This window comes from Pseudomonas sp. Z8(2022) (genome assembly GCF_025837155.1).
Taxonomy (GTDB): Bacteria; Pseudomonadota; Gammaproteobacteria; order Pseudomonadales; family Pseudomonadaceae; genus Aquipseudomonas.
The window spans coordinates 2,888,438-2,908,773 of the sequence record NZ_CP107549.1; the positions used below are offsets into that span (position 1 = coordinate 2,888,438).

General features: G+C 63.0%; 21 protein-coding genes. 4 read left to right on the plus strand and 17 right to left on the minus strand.

The genetic code is table 11. The annotated features are described in order from the left end of the window. Positions 1 to 146: 146 nt before the first annotated feature. Genes plsX through OEG79_RS13760 form a run of 3 tightly spaced genes read right to left on the minus strand, consistent with a single transcriptional unit; the run spans position 147 to position 1,884 of the window. Positions 147 to 1,157, minus strand: a complete 1,011-nt coding sequence (plsX, locus tag OEG79_RS13750) for a phosphate acyltransferase PlsX (RefSeq protein ID WP_413247508.1) — start codon at positions 1,155 to 1,157, stop codon at positions 147 to 149. 3 nt (positions 1,158 to 1,160) lie between these two features. Beyond that, positions 1,161 to 1,343, minus strand: coding sequence for a 50S ribosomal protein L32 (rpmF, locus tag OEG79_RS13755; protein WP_003245185.1), 183 nt, complete (start codon positions 1,341 to 1,343; stop codon positions 1,161 to 1,163). 13 nt (positions 1,344 to 1,356) lie between these two features. Continuing rightward, positions 1,357 to 1,884: a YceD family protein gene (locus OEG79_RS13760; RefSeq protein WP_264145551.1), complete on the minus strand. Its 528-nt coding sequence runs from the start codon at positions 1,882 to 1,884 to the stop codon at positions 1,357 to 1,359. Positions 1,885 to 1,994: 110 nt separating this feature from the next. Between OEG79_RS13760 and OEG79_RS13765 the strand changes: the two genes are divergently transcribed. Then, positions 1,995 to 2,576, plus strand: a complete 582-nt coding sequence (locus OEG79_RS13765; protein WP_264145552.1) for a Maf family protein — start codon at positions 1,995 to 1,997, stop codon at positions 2,574 to 2,576. A gap of 51 nt (positions 2,577 to 2,627) precedes the next feature. On the opposite strand, the gene sppA is transcribed toward OEG79_RS13765, so the two are convergent. Genes sppA through rluC form a run of 3 tightly spaced genes read right to left on the minus strand, consistent with a single transcriptional unit; the run spans position 2,628 to position 5,236 of the window. Continuing rightward, complete coding sequence (gene sppA / locus OEG79_RS13770) at positions 2,628 to 3,605, minus strand: signal peptide peptidase SppA (protein ID WP_264145553.1); 978 nt, start codon at positions 3,603 to 3,605, stop codon at positions 2,628 to 2,630. Further along, the gene (locus OEG79_RS13775; protein ID WP_264145554.1) at positions 3,595 to 4,290 is read right to left on the minus strand and encodes an HAD-IA family hydrolase; all 696 of its coding nucleotides are present in this window, start codon (positions 4,288 to 4,290) and stop codon (positions 3,595 to 3,597) included. The genes sppA and OEG79_RS13775 overlap by 11 nt, the downstream gene beginning before the upstream one ends. Then, positions 4,283 to 5,236, minus strand: a complete 954-nt coding sequence (gene rluC / locus OEG79_RS13780; protein WP_264145555.1) for a 23S rRNA pseudouridine(955/2504/2580) synthase RluC — start codon at positions 5,234 to 5,236, stop codon at positions 4,283 to 4,285. The genes OEG79_RS13775 and rluC overlap by 8 nt, the downstream gene beginning before the upstream one ends. A 575-nt stretch (positions 5,237 to 5,811) precedes the next feature. On the opposite strand from rluC, the gene rne reads away from it, so the two are divergent. Then, positions 5,812 to 8,817 (plus strand): ribonuclease E, encoded by a 3,006-nt coding sequence (gene rne / locus OEG79_RS13785; protein ID WP_264145556.1) that lies wholly within the window; start codon positions 5,812 to 5,814, stop codon positions 8,815 to 8,817. A 101-nt stretch (positions 8,818 to 8,918) separates the two neighbouring features. Here the strand turns inward: rne and murB are convergent, their stop codons facing one another. The 8 genes from murB to OEG79_RS13825 all read right to left on the minus strand — a co-directional run bounded on the left by murB (position 8,919) and on the right by OEG79_RS13825 (position 15,717). Next, positions 8,919 to 9,938: a UDP-N-acetylmuramate dehydrogenase gene (murB, locus tag OEG79_RS13790; RefSeq protein ID WP_264145557.1), complete on the minus strand. Its 1,020-nt coding sequence runs from the start codon at positions 9,936 to 9,938 to the stop codon at positions 8,919 to 8,921. Beyond that, the gene (locus tag OEG79_RS13795) at positions 9,935 to 10,399 is read right to left on the minus strand and encodes a low molecular weight protein-tyrosine-phosphatase (RefSeq protein ID WP_264145558.1); all 465 of its coding nucleotides are present in this window, start codon (positions 10,397 to 10,399) and stop codon (positions 9,935 to 9,937) included. Before OEG79_RS13795 ends, murB begins: the two co-directional genes overlap by 4 nt. Continuing rightward, positions 10,399 to 11,163: a 3-deoxy-manno-octulosonate cytidylyltransferase gene (gene kdsB / locus OEG79_RS13800; protein ID WP_264145559.1), complete on the minus strand. Its 765-nt coding sequence runs from the start codon at positions 11,161 to 11,163 to the stop codon at positions 10,399 to 10,401. Before kdsB ends, OEG79_RS13795 begins: the two co-directional genes overlap by 1 nt. Next, the gene (locus tag OEG79_RS13805; RefSeq protein ID WP_013714804.1) at positions 11,164 to 11,349 is read right to left on the minus strand and encodes a Trm112 family protein; all 186 of its coding nucleotides are present in this window, start codon (positions 11,347 to 11,349) and stop codon (positions 11,164 to 11,166) included. A gap of 22 nt (positions 11,350 to 11,371) precedes the next feature. Next, entirely contained in the window at positions 11,372 to 12,373 is a 1,002-nt protein-coding gene (lpxK, locus tag OEG79_RS13810; protein ID WP_264145560.1) for a tetraacyldisaccharide 4'-kinase, read from the minus strand. After that, a complete protein-coding gene (locus OEG79_RS13815) occupies positions 12,374 to 12,802 on the minus strand; it encodes an ExbD/TolR family protein (RefSeq protein WP_264145561.1) in 429 nt (142 codons plus the stop codon). Next, positions 12,799 to 13,431, minus strand: coding sequence for a MotA/TolQ/ExbB proton channel family protein (locus OEG79_RS13820; protein ID WP_264145562.1), 633 nt, complete (start codon positions 13,429 to 13,431; stop codon positions 12,799 to 12,801). Before OEG79_RS13820 ends, OEG79_RS13815 begins: the two co-directional genes overlap by 4 nt. Positions 13,432 to 13,503: 72 nt before the next feature. Continuing rightward, positions 13,504 to 15,717, minus strand: a complete 2,214-nt coding sequence (locus OEG79_RS13825; RefSeq protein WP_264148722.1) for a DNA internalization-related competence protein ComEC/Rec2 — start codon at positions 15,715 to 15,717, stop codon at positions 13,504 to 13,506. Between the two features lie 136 nt (positions 15,718 to 15,853). On the opposite strand from OEG79_RS13825, the gene OEG79_RS13830 reads away from it, so the two are divergent. Then, on the plus strand, positions 15,854 to 16,381 hold the full coding sequence (locus tag OEG79_RS13830; protein ID WP_264145563.1) for a DUF2062 domain-containing protein: 528 nt from the start codon (positions 15,854 to 15,856) through the stop codon (positions 16,379 to 16,381). Positions 16,382 to 16,418: 37 nt separating this feature from the next. On the opposite strand, the gene OEG79_RS13835 is transcribed toward OEG79_RS13830, so the two are convergent. Genes OEG79_RS13835 through OEG79_RS13845 form a run of 3 tightly spaced genes read right to left on the minus strand, consistent with a single transcriptional unit; the run spans position 16,419 to position 19,616 of the window. Then, entirely contained in the window at positions 16,419 to 17,663 is a 1,245-nt protein-coding gene (locus OEG79_RS13835; protein WP_264145564.1) for a lipoprotein-releasing ABC transporter permease subunit, read from the minus strand. Beyond that, positions 17,663 to 18,349 carry a lipoprotein-releasing ABC transporter ATP-binding protein LolD gene (gene lolD / locus OEG79_RS13840; RefSeq protein WP_264148723.1) on the minus strand — a complete coding sequence of 229 codons (687 nt, stop codon included), beginning with the start codon at positions 18,347 to 18,349 and terminating at the stop codon, positions 17,663 to 17,665. The genes OEG79_RS13835 and lolD overlap by 1 nt, the downstream gene beginning before the upstream one ends. A gap of 19 nt (positions 18,350 to 18,368) precedes the next feature. Beyond that, positions 18,369 to 19,616 (minus strand): lipoprotein-releasing ABC transporter permease subunit, encoded by a 1,248-nt coding sequence (locus OEG79_RS13845; protein ID WP_264145565.1) that lies wholly within the window; start codon positions 19,614 to 19,616, stop codon positions 18,369 to 18,371. Positions 19,617 to 19,750: 134 nt separating this feature from the next. Between OEG79_RS13845 and OEG79_RS13850 the strand changes: the two genes are divergently transcribed. Beyond that, positions 19,751 to 20,317: a PilZ domain-containing protein gene (locus OEG79_RS13850; RefSeq protein WP_264145566.1), complete on the plus strand. Its 567-nt coding sequence runs from the start codon at positions 19,751 to 19,753 to the stop codon at positions 20,315 to 20,317. Positions 20,318 to 20,336 lie beyond the last annotated feature (19 nt).

Genomic DNA, 20,336 nt, shown 5'->3' on the forward strand with positions numbered 1-20,336 from the left:
TATAAACGTAGGCGAGGCAGCCAGCGCAAGGCAAAAACAGGCGAAAAAGCGCGGTTTACGCGCTGTAAATGAGCATCTTGAGCCTGTTATTAACGCCGCGATGGCAACGCAGGTAGTTTTTAGTGGCGCCCGGAAACGCGACGAGTCTACAGCAACAGGTCCTCAAGTCGACCATGCAGTCGCTGCGGCAGATTTTCCTGCACCTCGCGCAACGCACAGCGAATGGCGCTCTGAAAACTCTCCTGCCCCGCCGCGCCATGGCTCTTGACCACGATGCCCTGCAGCCCGAGGAAACTCGCACCGTTATGCCGGGCTGGGGCCAGGTCGGCCTTGAGGCGGCGCAGCAGCGGCATCGCCAGGGCGCCAATCGCCTGGGCGAGCAGCCCTTCATTGAACAGCGTCTCGACCCGCCCGGTGATCATCTTCGCCAGGCCTTCGCTGGACTTGAGCAGGATGTTGCCAACGAAGCCGTCACAAACCACCACATCAGCCTCACCGCGATACATCCCGTCGCCCTCTATATAGCCGACGTAATTCAGCCCATGAGCCTGCTGAAGCATATTGGCCGCCAACTTGACCTGCTGGTTACCCTTGATGTCCTCGGTACCGACATTGAGCAAGGCAACTCGGGGCCGGCTGATGCCCAGTGTTTCCGCTGCGACGGCACCCATGATCGCGAACTGATAGAGGTGCTCGGCGCTGCAGTCGACGTTGGCCCCCAGATCCAGCAGATAGCAGTGGCCACGCTCGGTAGGAATCGGACTGACCATGGCCGGCCGGTCGATGCCCGGCAGCGTTTTGAGCAAATAACGCGACAGCGCCATCAACGCACCGGTATTGCCGGCACTGACACAGGCATGCGCCTGCCGCTGACGCACCAGCTCCAGCGCCACGCGCATCGAGGCATCCGGCTTGCCGCGCAGCGCCTGAGCCGGACGTTCGTCCATGGCGATCACTTCACTGGCGTGATGAACCTGCAGGCGCGAGCGATCGACGCCGGGCTGGCGAGCGAGCTGCTCTTCGATAAGGGGAGCTTGGCCGACGAGAGCCAGGTGTAGCGAGGGGAATTCGGCCAGCGCAGAAATGCAGGCCGGAACAATGCAGCGGGGACCGAAGTCCCCACCCATTGCATCAATCGCGATGATCGAGGCGGACAAGGATTACTCGTCAGCGCCCTTGTCGATCACTTTGCGACCGCGGTACACGCCTTCCGGAGAAACGTGGTGGCGCAGGTGAACTTCACCGGTGCTCTTCTCTACGGACAGGGTGCTGGCCTCGAGAGCATCGTGCGAACGACGCATGTCGCGGGCGGAACGGGATTTTTTGTTCTGCTGAACAGCCATAACTCATTAACTCCTAAACGTTTGGGTCACGCTTTAACTGCGCCAATACACTGAACGGGTTGGACCGCGATACCTCGTCCTCGCCCGGCTCGGGCTCATCGAGACCGTCCGGCTGCTGGCAATCACCTGGGGCATGAGCAGGAACGATCGGCAGAGCGAGAAGCAATTCATCCTCGACCAGACCGAGCAGCTCCAATGGCTCCTCACCCACTTCCAGCACGTCGTAGCCCTTCGGCAAGGACTGAGTGTTCGCTCCAACCCGAACCACCGCGTATTCACATTCGCTGCGGATGGGTAGCGCGACCAGCTCCAGACAACGCTGGCAGACCATTTTGACCTCAACCTCGAGCTCACTGCGGATAACCACAGTTTTCTGCTCGTCACGCCCGAAATGAAACTTCGCCTGCACCGTGCCGGCCGTATCGGCAAGCGGGTCGCAGAGACGCAGCAGGCCTGCCAGTTCGAGCTGCCCTTCGAGGGTAGCTTCGCGGTCGGCGAGCTTGCGCGGATCAACGTGAGGTGGAATCGGCCCATTCAACATAGGCGCAGCATTCTAGGGATGCACCCTGCCGCTGTCAAAGGAAATTGAGCCTGTCTTCGCATGACGGCGATCAGTAGAATTTCCCGTCCACCTATATAAAGGAAGAGAAGATGCCAGCCCTGCTGCTCGCCTCCAGCTCCCCCTACCGCCGCGAGCTGCTCGAACGCCTGCAACTGCCCTTTAGCTGGCAGTCGCCCAGCATCGATGAAAGCCGCCGCGAAGGCGAAGCTGCCATCGACTTGGTCAAACGCCTGGCCGAAGAAAAGGCCCGAGCCCTCGCCGCCAGCCATCCCGAACACCTGATCATCGGCTCGGACCAGGTCGCGGTCCTAGGCAACGGCCAGATACTCGGCAAGCCACACGACCTGCCAAGAGCCCAGCAACAACTGCGCGCTGCCAGTGACAGCAGCGTCACCTTCCTGACCGGCCTGGCACTGCTCAACTCCAGCAGCGGCAATTGCCAGGTCGACTGCGTACCTTTCACCGTACACTTCCGCCCGCTGAGCGACGAGCAGATCCTGCGCTATCTGCAGCGCGAACAGCCTTTCGATTGTGCCGGCAGCTTCAAGTCAGAAGGCCTGGGCATCAGCCTGTTCCGCAGCACCGAGGGTGAAGATGCAACCAGCCTGATCGGCCTGCCGCTTATTCGCCTGGTGGACATGCTGCTTAACGAAGGCGTCGAAACTCCTTGAGCCACGACCTATAAAGAAGAAGACCCGCTGAGCGGGCCTTCTTCTTGCAACTCAGCGCAACGCCGGCCCCTGAAAGCCCATCCACAGCGCAATACGATCCGCAACACTGGTACCCAGGCGCTTGGCAAAACGGTCAAACGGCGTGTCACGCTGGGTGAAATCGACCATTTCCTTCTCGCCGATTACCTCTCGCGCCACGTAACTGGTGCTACCCAGCGCATCGACCAACCCAAGCTGCAGCGCCTGTTCGCCGGACCAGACCAGCCCGGAGAACAGCTCGGGATGCTCGTCTGCCTTGAGACGATCACCACGCCCCTTCTTCACACTGTCGATGAACTGACGATGAGTGGTATCGAGCACGGTTTTCCAGAAGCGGGTTTCCTCTTCCTTCTGCGGCTGGAACGGATCGAGGAATGCCTTGTGCTCACCCGAGGTGTAGACGCGACGCTCGACCCCCAGCTTCTCCATGGTCTCGACGAAACCGAAGCTGGCCGCAGTGACTCCGATGGAACCGACCAGACTGGCCTTGTCGGCATATATTTCATCGGCCGCACTGGCAATGTAGTAGGCACCGGAAGCACCCAGATCACTGATCACCGCGTAGACCTTGGTCTGCGGATGCTCGCCGCGCAGGCGACGAATCTCGTCATAGATATAACCGGACTGCACCGGGCTGCCGCCCGGACTGTTGATGCGCAGGATCACACCCTTGGTATTGGCATCTTCAAAAGCCGCACGCAGGCTACCCACCACCTTGTCGGCACTGGCCTCCTCGCGATCAGCGATCATGCCGCGAATTTCGATCAGCGCCGTATGCGCGGTGGTGGTCGAGGCCGACTTCAGGTCGAGCGCCGGCAACACCAGCGCCAGCGCGCCGAACAGATAGATAAACGTCAGCAGCTTGAAAAAAATGCCCCAGCGACGCGAACGACGCTGCTCCTGAACGCTGGACAACAGTGCCTTCTCCAGCAGCTTCCAGCTCTTGGCATCCTCACCCGACGAAGACGATGACTTCCACTCATCCGACATGTTCACTCACCTCTGCAGAACGCCGCGCATGATGACCATCCAGCCATGTGCGCAGCTCATTGAATTGGTTGATCGCCAGGCGCGGCGAGCACTCGCGCAACAGAGACAGAGGCTGCGCACCAAAACCCACCGCCACCGCATCCATCCCGGCATTGCGGGCCATCAGCAGATCGAAGGTCGAATCGCCGACCATCAACGCACGCTCAGGCTGTACCCGGCAATGCGCAAGAATCTCGTGCAACATCAGCGGATCCGGCTTGCTCGCCGTCTCGTCAGCGCAGCGGGTGATATCGAAGTAATCCAGCCATCCCTTGTCGGCCAGTACCCGATGCAGCCCCTTGCGTCCCTTGCCGGTAGCGACAGCCAATTGATAACCCTGCTCGCGGAAGGCTTCGAGCGACTCGCGCACACCCTCGAACAACGGCGACGGCTCGGTTTCCAGCGCAAGATATTGCTCACTGTAGGCACGCCGGATGGCTTCGATACGCGATGACTCGGCGAGTTCCGGATAGAGCGCGCGAATCGCCACCCCCAGCTCCAGCCCGATGATGCCCCGCACCGCAACATCGGTGCAGCGCGGCACGCCCACCACATCAGCGGCGCGATGCATGGCTTCGACGATGCGACCAATGGAGTCCACCAGCGTGCCATCCCAATCGAAGATCAGCAGCTGATAGTCAGGCACTCAGCCGCTCCAGGGTTCTGGCCCACATCTCGTCCACTGGCGCCTCGAGTTTCAGCATCCCGCCATCAGGCAGCGGCACATGCAATTCGTAGGCATGCAGAAACAGACGCTTGCCACCCAGGTCGCGGATTTCCCGGGTGAAGTCGTCATCACCATACTTGGAGTCGCCAGCAATGGAGTGCCCGGCATGCTTGGCGTGCACGCGAATCTGATGGGTACGCCCGGTCACCGGCTTGGCCTCGACCAGAGTGGCGAAATCACCAAAGCGGCGCAGCACGCGGAACAGCGTCAGCGCCTCCTTGCCCTCGCCATCGACCTCGACCATCCGCTCACCGGAACGCAGGTTGCTCTTCTGCAGTGGCGCATTGACCCGCTTCTTGGCTGTCGCCCAGTGGCCGCGCACCAGCGCCATATAGCGCTTGTCGACTCCGTCACCCCGCAGTTGCTCATGCAGATGACGCAGCATGCTGCGCTTCTTGGCGATCATCAGAAGACCGGAAGTATCACGATCCAGGCGATGCACCAGTTCCAGATCCTTGGCGTCGGGGCGCAACTGACGAAAGGCCTCGATCACGCCGTAATTCAGACCACTGCCACCATGCACGGCAATGCCGGCCGGCTTGTTCAGCACGATCAGCGCCTTGTCCTCGTAGACGATGGCAGCTTCCAGCCGCTCGAGCAGCCCCTGCGCCAGCGGCTCGGGCTCATCTCGCTCGGCCAGGCGCAATGGCGGCACACGCACGACATCACCGGCCTGGAGCTTGTATTCGGGCTTGATCCGCCCCTTGTTCACACGCACTTCGCCCTTGCGCAGGATGCGATAGATCAGGGTCTTGGGCACGCCTTTGAGCTGCGCCCGGAGGAAGTTGTCGATGCGTTGGCCGGCGAGTTCCGGTGCAACCTCGATCAGCTGGACGCCGGAGGTTGGAGAGGCAGGAGTAGTCATCGCGCAATCATAACAATTTTTTATGGAATTGAAGCACTTAATCATTGCTGCTATAGTCGCGAACGCCGCCAAAAGCGGCCTGGCTTGCGGATGTTCGCCAAACTTGCCATCCCCTGCCCGCGCAAACCTTTCTGGACGTGAGGCCGTCCGACGGATTCTTCAGGTTAAAGGCCGCAAAGGGTCACGAAGACTTCGGAAATAAAGCCTTGAGTATGATGCGCGATTCGCCCGCCGGGCGGTCGCGGTAACTGACAACCGCTGCGGAATCTGCGCGCGGCACCCGATTTTCAGCGATACGTGTAGGGTGGAGATGTACAACTGTCGGACTGCGTAGCACATCGCTTGATCAAAGACGCCTCATCTCGTCCGCTACCGCCAGTTGATTCCTCTTCCTGACTGAGTGCTTCTGTCACCACAGCAAGCAGGAGACGTCCGTCGCGACCGCAGCCTGATATGGCTGGCCGTCGCTAGACAGTGGAACGATTTACGACCGTTTCTGACGCGCCTGACACCGACCCTGAGAGTCGTGTGTGCCTGACGTGGCTTCCGGTAGCCCCGGAACCCATTGGTACCACATGAAAAGAATGCTAATTAACGCAACTCAGCCCGAAGAGTTGCGTGTTGCCCTGGTAGACGGCCAAAAACTCTACGACCTGGACATCGAGTCCGGCGCCCGCGAACAGAAGAAGGCCAATATCTACAAAGGCCGCATCACCCGCGTTGAACCCAGCCTTGAAGCCGCTTTCGTCGATTTCGGTTCCGAACGCCACGGTTTCCTCCCCCTCAAAGAAATCTCCCGCGAATACTTCTCCAAAGCCCCTGAAGGCGGCCGCATCAACATCAAGGATGTACTCAAGGAAGGCCAGGAAGTCATCGTCCAGGTCGAGAAGGAAGAGCGCGGCAACAAGGGCGCAGCCCTGACCACCTTCATCAGCCTCGCCGGCCGCTACCTTGTTCTGATGCCGAACAACCCGCGTGCAGGTGGCATCTCCCGCCGCATCGAAGGTGAAGAGCGCAACGAACTGCGCGAGGCCCTGAACGGTCTCGACGCTCCGGCCGACATGGGCCTGATCGTGCGCACCGCCGGCCTGGGTCGCTCCAGCGAAGAAATGCAGTGGGACCTCGACTACCTGCTGCAACTGTGGACCGCCATCAAGGAAGCCTCCACCAGCCGCCCTGCCCCCTTCCTGATCTATCAGGAATCCAACGTCATCATCCGCGCCATCCGCGACTACCTGCGCCAGGACATCGGCGAAGTACTGGTCGACAGCGTCGAAGCCCAGGAAGAAGCACTCGCCTTCATTCAGCAGGTGATGCCGCAGTACGCCAGCAAGATCAAGCTGTACGAAGACAGCGTCCCGCTGTTCAACCGCTTCCAGATCGAAAGCCAGATCGAAACCGCCTTCCAGCGTGAAGTGAAACTGCCGTCCGGCGGCTCCATCGTCATCGACCCGACCGAAGCACTGGTTTCCATCGACATCAACTCGGCACGCGCCACCAAGGGCAGCGACATCGAGGAAACCGCCCTGCAGACCAATCTGGAAGCGGCGGAAGAGATCGCCCGCCAGCTGCGTCTGCGTGATATCGGCGGTCTGATCGTCATCGACTTCATCGACATGACTCCGGTCAAGAACCAGCGCGCCGTCGAAGACAAGGTGCGCGAAGCCCTGGCTGCCGACCGTGCCCGTGTACAGGTTGGCCGCATCAGCCGCTTCGGCCTGCTGGAGATGTCCCGTCAGCGCCTGCGCCCGTCCCTGGGCGAGACCAGCGGCATCGTCTGCCCGCGCTGCAACGGCCAGGGCATCATTCGCGACGTCGAATCACTGTCGCTGGCGATCCTGCGCCTGATCGAAGAGGAAGCCCTGAAGGACCGCACCGCCGAAGTACGCGCCCAGGTGCCGATCCCGGTCGCGGCCTTCCTGCTCAACGAAAAACGCAACTCGATCACCAAGATCGAACTGCGCACCCGTGCACGCATCGTGATCCTGCCGAACGATCACCTGGAAACGCCGCATTTCGAAGTGCAGCGTCTGCGTGACGACAGCCCGGAAGCGCTGAGCGGCCAGACCAGCTACGAAATCGCTGCCACCGCCGAAGTCGAAGAAGCCACCGCTCACCCTGCCGCTGCTACGCGCACCCTGGTTCGCCAGGAAGCTGCGATCAAGGCAGCCCCGCGCAGCAGCGCGCCGGTAGCCGCCGAGCCGCAGGCACCGCTGGCCCCGACCAAGGCGCCTGAGCCGAGCCTGTTCAAGGGTCTGGTGAAGTCTCTGGTCAGCCTGTTCGCCGGCAAGGAAGAAGAAGCCCAGCCGGCTGTGCCCGAGAAAAAGAAGAACGAGCGTCAGCCGCGTGAAGAGCGCCGCAATGGTCGTCAGCAAAGCCGTAACCGTGGCGGTCGCCGCGATGACGAGCGCAAGTCCCGCGAAGAGCGTGCCCCGCGTGAAGAGCGCCAGGGTCGTGAACCGCGCGAGGAGCGTCAACCTCGTGAAGAGCGTCAGCCGCGTGAAGAACGTGCCCCGCGCGAAGGTCCGGAAAATCGCCGTGAGCGCAAGCCACGCGAAGAACGCACCCCACGTGAAGAACGTGTGCGCGAGCTGCGCGAGCCGCTGGATGCTGCCGGCAATGAACAGCGCGAAGAGCGCACCGAGCGCCAGCCCCGTGGCGAGCGTCAGGAGCGTCAGCGTCCGCCGCGCGAAGAGCGCCAGCCGCGTGCCGAGCAGGCCGAGGCTCTGCAGGACGAAGCGCTGCCGAACGAAGAGCAGCTGCAGGATGACGAGCAGGACAGCAACGACGGTGAACGTCCGCGCCGCCGCTCCCGTGGTCAGCGTCGTCGCAGCAATCGTCGCGAGCGTCAGCGTGATGCCGACGGCAACCTGATCGAAAGCGCCGAAAACAGCGAAGCCGCGACTAACGAAGCCCAGGCCGCCACCCCGGCTGCCGTAGCAGTTGCAGCCGCAGCAGTTGCCGAAAGCGTCGACAGCAGCGAGACAGTCGCCGGCGAGGCTCCGACTGTCGCAGCGCCGGTCGCTCAGGCTGAAGAGGCCCCTGCCGCCCAGCAGGCCGAGACGCAAACCGAAGCTGCCGCAAGCGAAGTGGTAGAAAGCACTCCGGTCGTGGAGAGCGTGGAGCAAGCACAACCAGCCGTTGTCGCCGAAGCTCCTGTTGCCGTGGAAGCAGCGGCCGCCGAGCCTGCAGTTCAGGCCGAGCCGGTTGCCGAAGCCGTTCAGCAACCTGCCCCGGCAGTGGCCGAGGAAACGCCTGCTCCGGCACCGGTCCCGGCCAACGCTACCGGCCGTGCGCCGAACGACCCACGCGAAGTACGCCGTCGTCAGCGTGAAGCCGAGCGTCTGGCCCGCGAAGCTGCCCAGGCCGCTGCTGCCCCGGTTGCAGAAGCCACTCCGGTGGTGGAAGCAAGCGCTCCGGTAGAGGCCGAAGTCAGCACGGTCGAAACCGCGCCTGCAGCCGAGCCGGTCGTCGAAGCGACTCCGGTGGTCAGCGAGCCAAACGCAAGCGAAGCGGAAGAGCAAGCGCAGCCGGAAGAAGAAGCGCAAGCCGACCAGGAAGAGATCAAACCTCAGGCTTGATCCTTCCGGTGGTACTAAAAAAGGGGATGCCTAGGCATCCCCTTTTTCATGTCCGCGCGGCGTAATCCGCACGCCTCACACCGGATTGCATCCGGCATAGATCAAAGCACGTTGGGTTCGATTTCCAGCGCTACACCAAAGCGCTGCAGGATATCGCTCTGAATACGCTGCGCCAGTTGCAGCAGCTGCGCCCCCGAGGCATTGCCGTAGTTGACCAACACCAGCGCCTGCAGGCGGTGCACGCCGGCATCACCCTCACGCACGCCCTTCCAGCCTGCCCGCTCGATCAGCCAGCCGGCCGCCAGCTTGACCAGACCATCGCCAGCCGGATAACTGACCAGATCGGCATGCTCGGCACGAATGCGCTCGGCCAGTTCGAACGACACCACCGGGTTCTTGAAGAAACTGCCGGCATTACCCAGCTCTGCAGGATTGGGCAGTTTTTCGCTGCGAATGGCGCATATCGCCTGGCTGACATCGCCGGCAGTCGGTACTTCAACGCCCATTTGTGCCAGACGCTGACGTACCGGACCGTAGTCCAGGCGCAGCGAAGCCCGGCGACTCAGGCGAAAACGTACACGCAAGATCAGCCAGCGCCCGGCTTCACGTTTGAACAGGCTGTCACGGTAGGCGAAGGCGCACTCGTCAAGGACGAAGTCACGCAGCTCCCCGGTGTGCCGGTCCAGCGCGGTCAGCCCGGCGAACAGGTCCTTGATCTCCACACCGTAGGCACCGATGTTCTGCATCGGCGCAGCGCCGACGGTACCAGGAATCAGGCTGAGGTTTTCCAGACCATTGAGCCCCTGCGCAAGGCTCCACTGCACGAACGGGTGCCAGGGCTCGCCGGCTTCGGCCTCCACCAGCACCTGACCGCCATCTTCTTCGAGGACGCGAATGCCACGACTGGCCATGCGCAGCACCAGCGCCTCGACATCCCGCGTCAGCAGCAGGTTGCTGCCACCACCAATGACCAGCGGCGGCAAGCCCAGTTGCGCGGCAAGGCTCAATGCCTCGCGCACCTCATCATCGTTATGGGCCTCGACAAAGCGACGGGCGCGCACATCGACGCCGAAGCTGTTGAAGGCCTTGAGCGACACATCGCTCTGCAGATTCAGGCTCACAGGCGCCCCTTGATTTCCAAGAGAAGCGCATCGCTGGCCTGCTCGATCAGATCCAGAACCTGCTCGAAGCCATCTTCGCCGCCGTAGTAAGGATCCGGCACTTCATCCAGCGCCAGACCAAAGCGACGCAGGTACAGATCGAGATCAGCATGCGCATCGGCCGGACGCAACGCCTTGAGGTTGCGCAGGTTGCTCTGATCCATGGCCAGGATCAGGTCGAAACGCCGGAAGTCTGCGACCTCGACCTGGCGCGCGCGCTGCGCGGACAGGTCATAGCCACGGCGCAGGGCGGCCTGACGGGTGCGGCCGTCCGGTGCCTTGCCCACATGCCAGTCGCCGGTGCCGGCGGAATCCACCTGCACGCGATCCTCCAGGCCGGCGGCGCGCAGCTTGTGACGCAGCACGCCTTCGGCGGTGGGCGAACGGCAGATATTGCCCAGGCAAACGAACAGGACCTTCATCATCCCCCCAGCAGGCGGCGCACCCGCTCCAGGTCTTCGGCGGTGTCTACCCCGGCGGCCGGAGCTTCCAGAGCATCAGCGACATGAATGCGTACACCGTTGTACAACGCACGCAGTTGTTCCAGGCATTCGGTGTCTTCCAGCCAGCACGGCCCCCAGGCCACGAAGTCATGCAGAAAGCCGGCGCGGTAAGCGTAGATGCCGATATGCCGGCGGTACGGCACACCCTGCGGCAACACATCTCGGCTCTTGGCAAAGGCATCGCGCGCCCAGGCAAGCGGCGCACGGCTGAATGCCAGGGCCAGACCGTTCTTGTCGGCGACCACCTTGACCACATTGGGATTGAACAGCGCGGTGACGTCCTCGATGGGCTCGGCCAGGGTGGCGATACCCGCCTGCGGATTGGCTGCCAGGTTGGCTGCCACCTGATCGATGATCACCGGCGGGATCAGCGGTTCGTCGCCCTGCACGTTGACCACGATGGCATCGGCCGGCAGGCCGAGCTGGGTGGCCACTTCGGCCAGGCGGTCAGTACCGGAATTGTGATCCTCACGGGTCAGCAGCACCTCGGCGCCGAAGGCCTGGCAGGCATCGACGATGCGCGCATCGTCGGTGGCGATGACTACGCGATCAGCCGAGCTTTTTTGCGCCTGTTCCCAGACGTGCTGCACCATAGGCTTGCCGGCAATGTCCTGCAAAGGCTTGCCCGGCAGGCGGGTGGAGGCGTAGCGGGCGGGGATTACAACGGTAAAGGCTGCACTCATTTACTTGTCCAGACGCTCGTCGGTATTCAGGGTGCGGGCTTCGCTTTCCAGCATCACCGGAATGCCGTCGCGGATCGGGTAGGCCACGCCGGCGCCCTTGCTGATCAGTTCGGTCTTGTCTTCGGAGAGCTGCAGCGGGCCCTTGCAGATCGGGCAGGCGAGAATGTCGAGCAGTTTAAGGTCCATGGCGCAGTCCTTGATGGGGTCCTCAAGACCCCGGTATGAGGCGAGCCAGCTCCTTGTCCAGCCAGTCGACGAAGGCCGGCGCAGGCACGGCTTCGACGGCCAGGTACCACCAGTCGGCGGCGGCGAAGGCCCGGCATTTCACCGCATCCTTTTCCGTCATCAGCAGCGGCAGCGACGGCTCGAAACTGAGCTGGGCGGCATCGTACTGCGCGTGGTCGGCAAAGGGGTGCGGAACCGGTCGCCAGTTTAGCGCTTCGAGGGTATTGAAGAAACGTTGCGGGTTGCCGATCCCGGCGACTGCATGCATGTGCTGGCCAGGAGGAAAATGATCCAGCCCGACGCGCTCGCCACTGGCCAGATTGACCAGCGCGCTCGGCTGCAGGCCAAAGGCATAGCCATCGCTGCGGTCGGCTTCGGCACCGTTGAACAGCACCGCATCCACCTCATTCAGGCGTTCGGCCGGCTCGCGCAGCGGCCCGGCCGGGAGACAGCGACGATTGCCCAGGCCGCGGGCGGCATCAATCAGTACCAGCTCCAGATCGCGCGCCAGACGGTAGTGCTGCAGGCCATCGTCGCAGAGGATCAGGTCCAGAGCCTCTTCAGCCAGCAGCGCACGTACGGCGCGGCTGCGGTCCGGGTCAATCATCAGCGGCACACCCGTGCGCTGCGCGATCAGCAGCGGCTCGTCACCGGCCTGACTTGCGGGCTGATCGGCACGCACGCGCCATGGCAGGCTCGGCGGCGCGGCGCCATAACCGCGGCTGACCACGCCCACCTTGAGCCCACGGGCTCGGCAATGCTCGATCAGAAAGAGGATCAGCGGCGTCTTGCCGGTGCCGCCGACGGTGATGTTGCCCACTACCAGCACCGGCACCGGCGCGCGGTAGATTTCGCTCTGGCCGGCCAGGAAACGCGCACGCTTGCCCTGTACCACGCGGCGATACAACCACTCCAGCGGGCGCAATAGAACCAGCGCCGGATGACCGCGGTACCAGGCCTCGAGCAAGCGATCCGCAGCGCTCACTTAGGGACTTTCCTGTGCTTCCACCGTGGTGATGCGCAGGTGCGAGAAACCCAGCTTGCCGGCAGCGTCCATGGCGGTGATCACCGCCTGGTGTGGCGTCTTGCCGTCGGCGCTGATGATCAGCGGCAAACTGTTGTCGCCGGCGGATTCCTTCTGCAACGCCGCCATCAGATTGCTCAGGTTGCTCTCCAGCAGCGCCTTGCCATTGACCGAGTAGGCGCCATCGACACCGATCAGCACCTCGACCTGCTTCAGCTCGGTCTGCTCCGGCGGCGTGCCGCTGGCTGCCTCGGGCAGATCGACCTTGAGCTGGGTCTCGCGGGTGAAGGTGGTGGTGACCACGAAGAACAGCAACAGGATGAATACCACGTCGATCAACGAGGCCAGGTTGATCTCGACGTTCTCCCGCGGTTTGCGCCGGAATTTCACGCCTTGCCCTCACCCAGGTCGACGTCGCGATCACCCTGGACCATTTCAACCAGTTTGATCGCTTCCTGCTCCATGCCCACCACCAGCTCGTCGACACGGCGCTGCAGGTAGCGATGGAAGAACAGTGCCGGGATCGCCACCATCAGGCCGGCTGCGGTGGTGATCAGGGCCTTGGAGATACCGCCGGCGAGCATCGGCGCATTGGCCATGCCTGCGCCCATGAAGGAGCTGAAGATCTCGATCATGCCCAGCACCGTACCGAGCAGACCAAGCAGCGGCGCGATGCCGGCGATGGTGCCAAGGGCGTTGAGGTAACGCTCCAGATCATGGATCACGCGCGCGGCGGCCTCCTCGATGCACTCCTTCATGATCTCGCGACCATGCTTGGAGTTGGCCAGACCGGCAGCGAGAATCTGCCCCAGCGGCGAATCCTCACGCAGCTCCTTGAGCTTCTGGTTGTTGAGTTTCTTGTCCTTGATCCAGCGCCACACCTGGGCCAGCAGATTGGCCGGGGTGACGCGGGCGGGCCGCAGGGTCCAAAGACGCTCGGCAACGATACCGGCAGCAGCGATGGAACAGAGAATGATCGGCAGCATTATCCAGCCGCCAGCTTTGACCAGTTCCCACACGGTAGAGAATCCCCCTCGAAAAAGTGGCGCCACTCTAGCATAGGGTTAAGCCCTCGCCGACCGCCGCCGTTCTCATTTTTCCCGCCAGAAACGTGGTTCGTGTCGCAACGCCCGCGCTGCGCCATGCTCACCCAGGCGCAGATGCAGGGCACCGTCGCGCGCGGTGTCGTGTACCTCGACACCCGCAGCCCGATAACGCGCCAGCACCTGTGGATGAGGATGGCCGAAGGCATTGTGGCGACTGCGGGTGATCAGCACATTCTGCGCTCCGACTGCATCGATGAACGACTGGCTGGACGAGGTACGACTGCCGTGATGGGGCGCCAGCAGCCACTGCGACGCCAGAGGAAAGTCGGACTGAATCAGGGCCCGCTCGGCCTGTACGTCGATATCGCCGGTCAACAGCAGACGCTCGCCCGCAGCCTCGACCTGCAGAACGCAGGACAGCTGGTTGCCGCTACCGGCGCTCTCCCACTGCCACAACCGGAAGTCCACCTCGTTCCATTGCCAGACCAGCCCCGACTCGCAGGAGTCGGCGCCAAGCTCATCGGCCAGTCGTTGCGGCTCACCGCTGATCACCCTTGAGACAGGCATCCCGGCCTTGATGGCCGCAGCGCCGCCAGCATGATCGTTGTCCGCATGGCTGAGCAGCATCAGGTCGAGCTGCCGCAGGTTAAGCGCCCGCAACGAAGGCAGGACGATACGCTCACCGGTATCGAAGTCACCGAAGCGCGGCCCAGCGTCGTACAACAGGGCGTGCTCCCGGGTGCGTACCAGCACTGCCAGCCCCTGGCCTACATCCAGCACCCAGACATCGGCGCGCCCCTCCTCCATATGCGGTGCAGGCAACAGCAAGGCGGGCAGCATCAGCGCAATACCGGGCAGACGCAGGGGTACCTCGGCTGGCAACAGAAGCAGCTGCGCCCCCAGCGCAGCCAGTAGCCAGGCCCATAGCGGCAGGACGCTCGGCAACCAGGCGGGCAGCCAGTCGGCGATGATGCCGAGCAATTCGAACAGCAGGTGCAATGCCCCACCGGCCAGCCACAACAGCCCCTCACCCAGCACGGGAACAGGCAGCAGCAATGTGCCCAGCAAGGCCAGGGGCACCACAACCAAGCCGACCCAGGGTACGGCGATCAGGTTGGCCAGCGGGCCGCTGCTGCTGACTGGCAGGCCAAGGATCAACATCATCGGCAACAGGCCGATGGCCATGGTCCACTGCGCACGCGTCAGACCGCGCCACCAACCCCAGACGCCGAGCCGACCGCCAAACACCAGAGCCAGAATCGCCACCGCCGAAAACGACAGCCAGAAGCCCGGCTGCAATGACGCCAGCGGCTCCAGCAGCAGAACCACGATCAAGGCCAGCAACAATGGCCACCACGCGCCCAGGTGACGAAAGCGCAGGCGCCACAGCAGGACCAGCGCGACCATCACGCAAGCTCTGCGCACCGGCACCTCGAAGCCTGCCAGCAAGCCGTAGACCAAGGCTCCGCCCAGGGCCAGGACGCAGGCACAAGGCAACCATGGCCAACGCGCCGGCCATGCACCGAGCTTTGCCAGCAATGCCACCAGACCGTAGAGAAAACCGGCCAGCAACCCGATGTGCTGTCCCGAGATGACCATCAGATGCACCGTGCCGGTGTGCTGCAGCAGGCGCCAGTCACGGGTACTCAAACCCGAACCGTCTCCCAGTACCAGCGCGGCGATAGCGCCCTCTCTGTGAAAAGCCGGCACGGCCAGCAACTGCTGGCGCAGACTGTCGCGCCAACTGCCCAGGCCCGTGGCTGGCGCCAGGCGCTTTCCGGATTTGACCGTGCCCGTGGCGCCGATTCGCTGCGCCAGCAGCCAGGCTTCGTAGTCGAAGCTCTGCGGATTGACCAGGCCGTGCGGACGTTTCAGGTTGACCGCCAGACGCCAGCGCTCGCCGCCCTGCACCGCCGGCCCGCCATACCAGGCCACGAGTAACCTTCTCGGCAACTCTGCGCGACGCGAGTGCGCCTCCTCCAGCAGGAAGCGCACCACGCCATCGGATACCTCGGGCAAGCCGACCACCCGCCCCTCCAGCCACAACGTGCGGCCATCGAGCCGAGAATCGAGGCGATCATCCAGCGCCCACTGCGCCGAGTTGCAGGCCCAGGCCAGTCCCAGCAAGAAGAACCCCAGTGGATAGAGGCGCGAGAGCAGCAACGCCAGGCCGGTAAAAGCTGCGATCAGCAACAGCCAGCCTGGCGGCAGGCTGGGTAGAAAGCGCAAAGTGAGCAGGCCCAAGGCCAGAGCCAACATCCCTGTACGCATCGCTCCTCCCTGCTCATCGAGCTCTTGAGCGCCTCCGGCGCTCACCTTCGGTCACAATATGAAAACGCTGGCCAGGCCGAATCCGTGCATAATATCGGCGCTTTTGCATGCCTAGAGACTCTTCATGCCGCGTCGTTTATTCAAGCGCTACATGCCCACCCCCGATAGCATCAAGGGTAACAAGTCCCTGCGCTTTCTCGGCAAGCTGATTCATGATCCCAATCTCTGGCACCTCAACCGCCATTCGGTAGCGCGCAGCATGGCAATCGGCCTGTTCTGGGCGATGATCCCCATGCCGATGCAGATGCTGGCCGCCGCCGCCGTGGCGATTCCGTTGCGCGCCAACCTGCCGATCTCCATTGGCCTGGTCTGGCTGACCAACCCCATCACCATGCCGCCAGTGTTCTACTGCACCTACAAACTGGGAGCATGGATCATGCAGGCGCCGCCGGTGCGCATGCCGCACACCCTGAGCCTGGAATGGATCACGGCAGAGGTTGCGGTACTGTGGAAGCCGCTTTATCTGGGCTCCTTCGTTGCGGGGCTGATCCTCTCCGTACTGGGCTATGTCCTGACCATGCTCTACTGGCGCTGGTGGGTCCAGCGTAGCTGGCGCAAACGTCAGGAAAAGCGCCGTCAGCAGCGGCCCTGATAAGAAAAAGCCGTCGAATACGACGGCTTTTTAATGCTCACTCGTAGCGTAGCGCTTCGGCTGGTTGTACCTGCGCCGCCCGCCAGGATGGGTAGAGCGTGGCGAGGAAACTCAGAATCAATGCCGCCGAACAGATCAGCGCGACATCCAGCCACTGCAGATCCGATGGCAGGCTGCTGATGAAGTACACGTCCGAGCTCAATACCTGCTGCCCGGCGAAGGACTCCAGCCAGGCCACCAGCGCACTGACATTCAGCGCCGCCAGTACGCCGAGCGCCGTGCCGATCAGAGTACCCACCATGCCGATTACCGCCCCCTGAACCATGAAGATGGCCATGATCTGCCGCGGCGTGGCGCCCAGGGTACGCAGGATGGCGATATCGCCGCCCTTGTCGGCGACCACCATGATCAGGGTGGCGATGATGTTGAATGCCGCGACTGCGACGATCAGCAACAGGAGCAGACCGATCATGGTCTTTTCCATCTTCATCGCGCTGAACAGGCTGCCCTGGGTGTGGGTCCAGTCATCGGCGCGGTAATCGGCACCCAGCTCCGCCAACAGGGCCTTGGATACCTGCGGCGCCTGGTACAGGTCCTTGAGCGCCAGACGGATACCCGGCACCGTGCCCTCCGGCAGGCGCTGCATGGTTGCGGCGTCGGCGACGTTGATCAGTGCCAGCGAGCTGTCCAACTCGGCGCCGACCTTGAACACCGCCGCGACGTTCAGGCGCTGCATGCGCGGCGTGACGCCACCCGGAGCGCTGCTCAGCTCGGGAATGATCAGCGTCAGCTTGTCGCCGACCTGCAGACCGAAGCGTCGCGCAGTGATGTCGCCGATGACCACGCCGAACTCACCAGGCTGCAGATCGTTCAGGCTGCCCTGGCGGATGTGCTCGGGCAGGATCGACACCTTGCCCTCCTGCGCCGGATCGATGCCGTGGATCTGGATCGGCTGCATCAGCCCGCGATGCGACAACATGCCTTCCAGTTCGGCGTAGGGCGCAGCCGCCTGCACCTGCGGATTGGCCATGGCCCTGTCTGCCAGAGCACGCCAGTCGGCAACCGGTTCGGCGCCATAGAGCATTGCGTGCGGCACCATGCCGAGAATCCGCGAGCTCATTTCCTTCTGGAAACCGTTCATGACCGACAGCACCACGATCATCGCCAGCACGCCGAGCGCCAGGCCGATCATCGAAGTCAGCGAAATGAAGGAAATGAAGTGATTACGGCGCTTGGCCCGCGTGTAGCGGGCGCCGATGAATATACTCAGCGGACGAAACATCAGATGGCCACCAGCTTGCCGTCCTGCAGGCTGAGCACGCGGTGCATCTGCCGTGCCAGCTGCATGTCGTGGGTCACCACCAGGAACGCGGTATTGGAGTCGCGGCTGAGCTCACGCATCAGTTCCTGAATGCCTTCGGCGGTGTGCTGATCGAGGTTGCCGGTTGGCTCGTCGAGCAGCACCAGGCCCGGGCGGTTGACTAGGGCGCGGGCGATGGCCACACGCTGACGCTCGCCACCGGACAGCTCTGAGGGTTTGTGATTGAGGCGATGACCAAGGCCCACACGCTCGAGCAATGCAGTCGCGCGCTGGCGTGCCTCGGCAATCGGGGTTTTGCCGATCAGCAGCGGCATGCAGGCGTTCTCCAGCGCGGTGAACTCGGCCAGCAGGTGGTGAAACTGATAGACGAAACCCAGCGCCCGGTTACGCAGCAGACCACGGGCGGTCTCGCTAAGTGCCGAGAGCTGCTCGCCAGCCAGCCAGACGCTGCCCTCGCTGGGCGTGTCCAGGCCGCCAAGCATGTTCAGCAGGGTGCTCTTGCCGGAACCGGAGCTGCCGACAATGGCCACGCGCTCGCCGGGGAAGAGCTCCAGCTCGAGGCCGTCGAGCACCACCACCGACTCGGGGCCCTCGTCGTAACGCTTGCTCAGGTTGCGGCAGCTGAGCACGGCATTGTGCTGTTTCATGGCGTTCTGATTCATGGACTCACTCATAGCGCAGGGCCTCGGCGGGCTGGGTGCGGGCGGCGCGCCAGGCCGGATACAGGGTAGCGAAGAAGCTCAGCAGCAACGCCGCGGTACAGACCATGACCACGTCGGCGCTCTGCAGTTGCGAAGGCAGGTAATCGATGAAATAGACATCGGCATTGAGAAACTTGATGCCCAGCAGGCGCTCGATGCCGGCAATCAGGCTGCTGACGTTGAGCGCAGCGAGAATCCCCAGCACGGCACCGATGAAGGTACCGACCACGCCGATCACGGTGCCCTGCACCATGAAGATGGCCATGATCTGCCGCGGCGTGGCGCCGAGGGTGCGCAGAATGGCGATGTCGCCCTTCTTGTCGGTCACCACCATCACCAGAGTGGAGATGATGTTGAATGCCGCCACCGCGACGATCAGCAGCAGCAGCAGGCCGATCATGGTCTTCTCCATGCGGATGGCCTGATACAGGTTGCCGTGGCTGCGGGTCCAGTCGCGGGCAAAGAAGTCGCCGTCGAGCGTCTGGGCGATCTCCCAGGCACTGCGCGGCGCCTGGAACAGATCATCGAATTTCAGGCGCAGCCCCTGAACCTGATCCGGTTTCCAGCGCTGCAGGCGTGCCAGGTCACTGATATTGGCCAGTGCCAGTGCGCCATCGATCTCGCCGGCACCGACATGAAAGATACCGGTCACGGTAAAACGCTTCAGGCGCGGGAACATGCCGGCCGGCGTGACGGTGACCTCGGGGGCGACGAAGGTGACCTTGTCACCGAGTTCCAGGCCGAGCTTGGCCGCCGCCTTGTCGCCGATGACCATGGCGAAATCACCCGACTGCAGGCTGTCGAGGCTGCCCTGCCGGAAGAAGTCATCGATGATCGAGACCTTGCGCTCCTGCTCGGGATCGATGGCATTGATCAGCACCTTCTGCACCTTGCCGTCGTGCGTCAGCAGGCCCTGCATCTGGGTAAAGGGAGCCAGCGCCTCCACCCGCGGATGGCGCTCGACCTGACGCGCCAGTGCCGGCCAGTCACTGACCGGAGTCGGCGACTCGACCGTGGCATGAGGAATCATCCCCAGCACACGGGTGCGCATCTCGTGGTCGAAACCGTTCATGACCGACAGCACCAGGATCATCACCATCACCCCCAGGGTGAGGCCGAGCATGGACGTCAGGGAAATGAATGAAACGAAATGGTTGCGGCGCTTGGCTCGCGTGTAGCGCGTACCGATGAATACGAACAGAGGTCTGAACATGTCGGGGAAGGGTCAGGGGAAAAGGAACGTCCTTGTGGCAGGCACTGGATAGCGGCCTTACACTCAGAACCAGTTCGGCTAGGTGCCGGATCGTCAACGAGTTCTCTGACCACCACTGCAGTCATGGGTTCGCCATGTCGACATACGATGTAGATGATCGCCGGGAATACTATCGTATCGAGGATACGATAGCACTGGAATTCACCCCGTTGTCGGGTGCCGCAGCCCAGTCCGGTGAAGCGCTTCACGATGCGTCGCCGCTGTTCAACCTGCTCAGCGACCTGCACCTGATGGACTTCGAGTCGCAGCATCTGTTGCGTCACATCGGCGAGCGCGACCGGACCCTGGCCAGTTACCTGAAGGTGATCAACAAGCGCATCGATCTGCTGGGTCAGGCGGTGGCGCAGAGTCTGCTGCAGGGCATCGGCGCGCCGCGCCAGGTATCGCTGTCCGAAGGCGGTATCAGCTTCGGCCACACCCAGGCCGTGGCTCCCGGCAGCCACCTGGCGATCAGAATGGTATTGATGCCTCAGGCCCTCGGCCTGCTACTGCGTGCCAAGGTGGTGCACTGCGACGCACGCAACGATGGCCAGTACGAGATCGGTGCCGAGTTCGAAGCGTTGACCGACGCACAGCGCCAACTGCTTGCGCGGCATATCCTGCAGAAACAGGCCCTGGAACGTCGCCAGGCCCGCGAATGAACACTGCCAAGGAATCGCC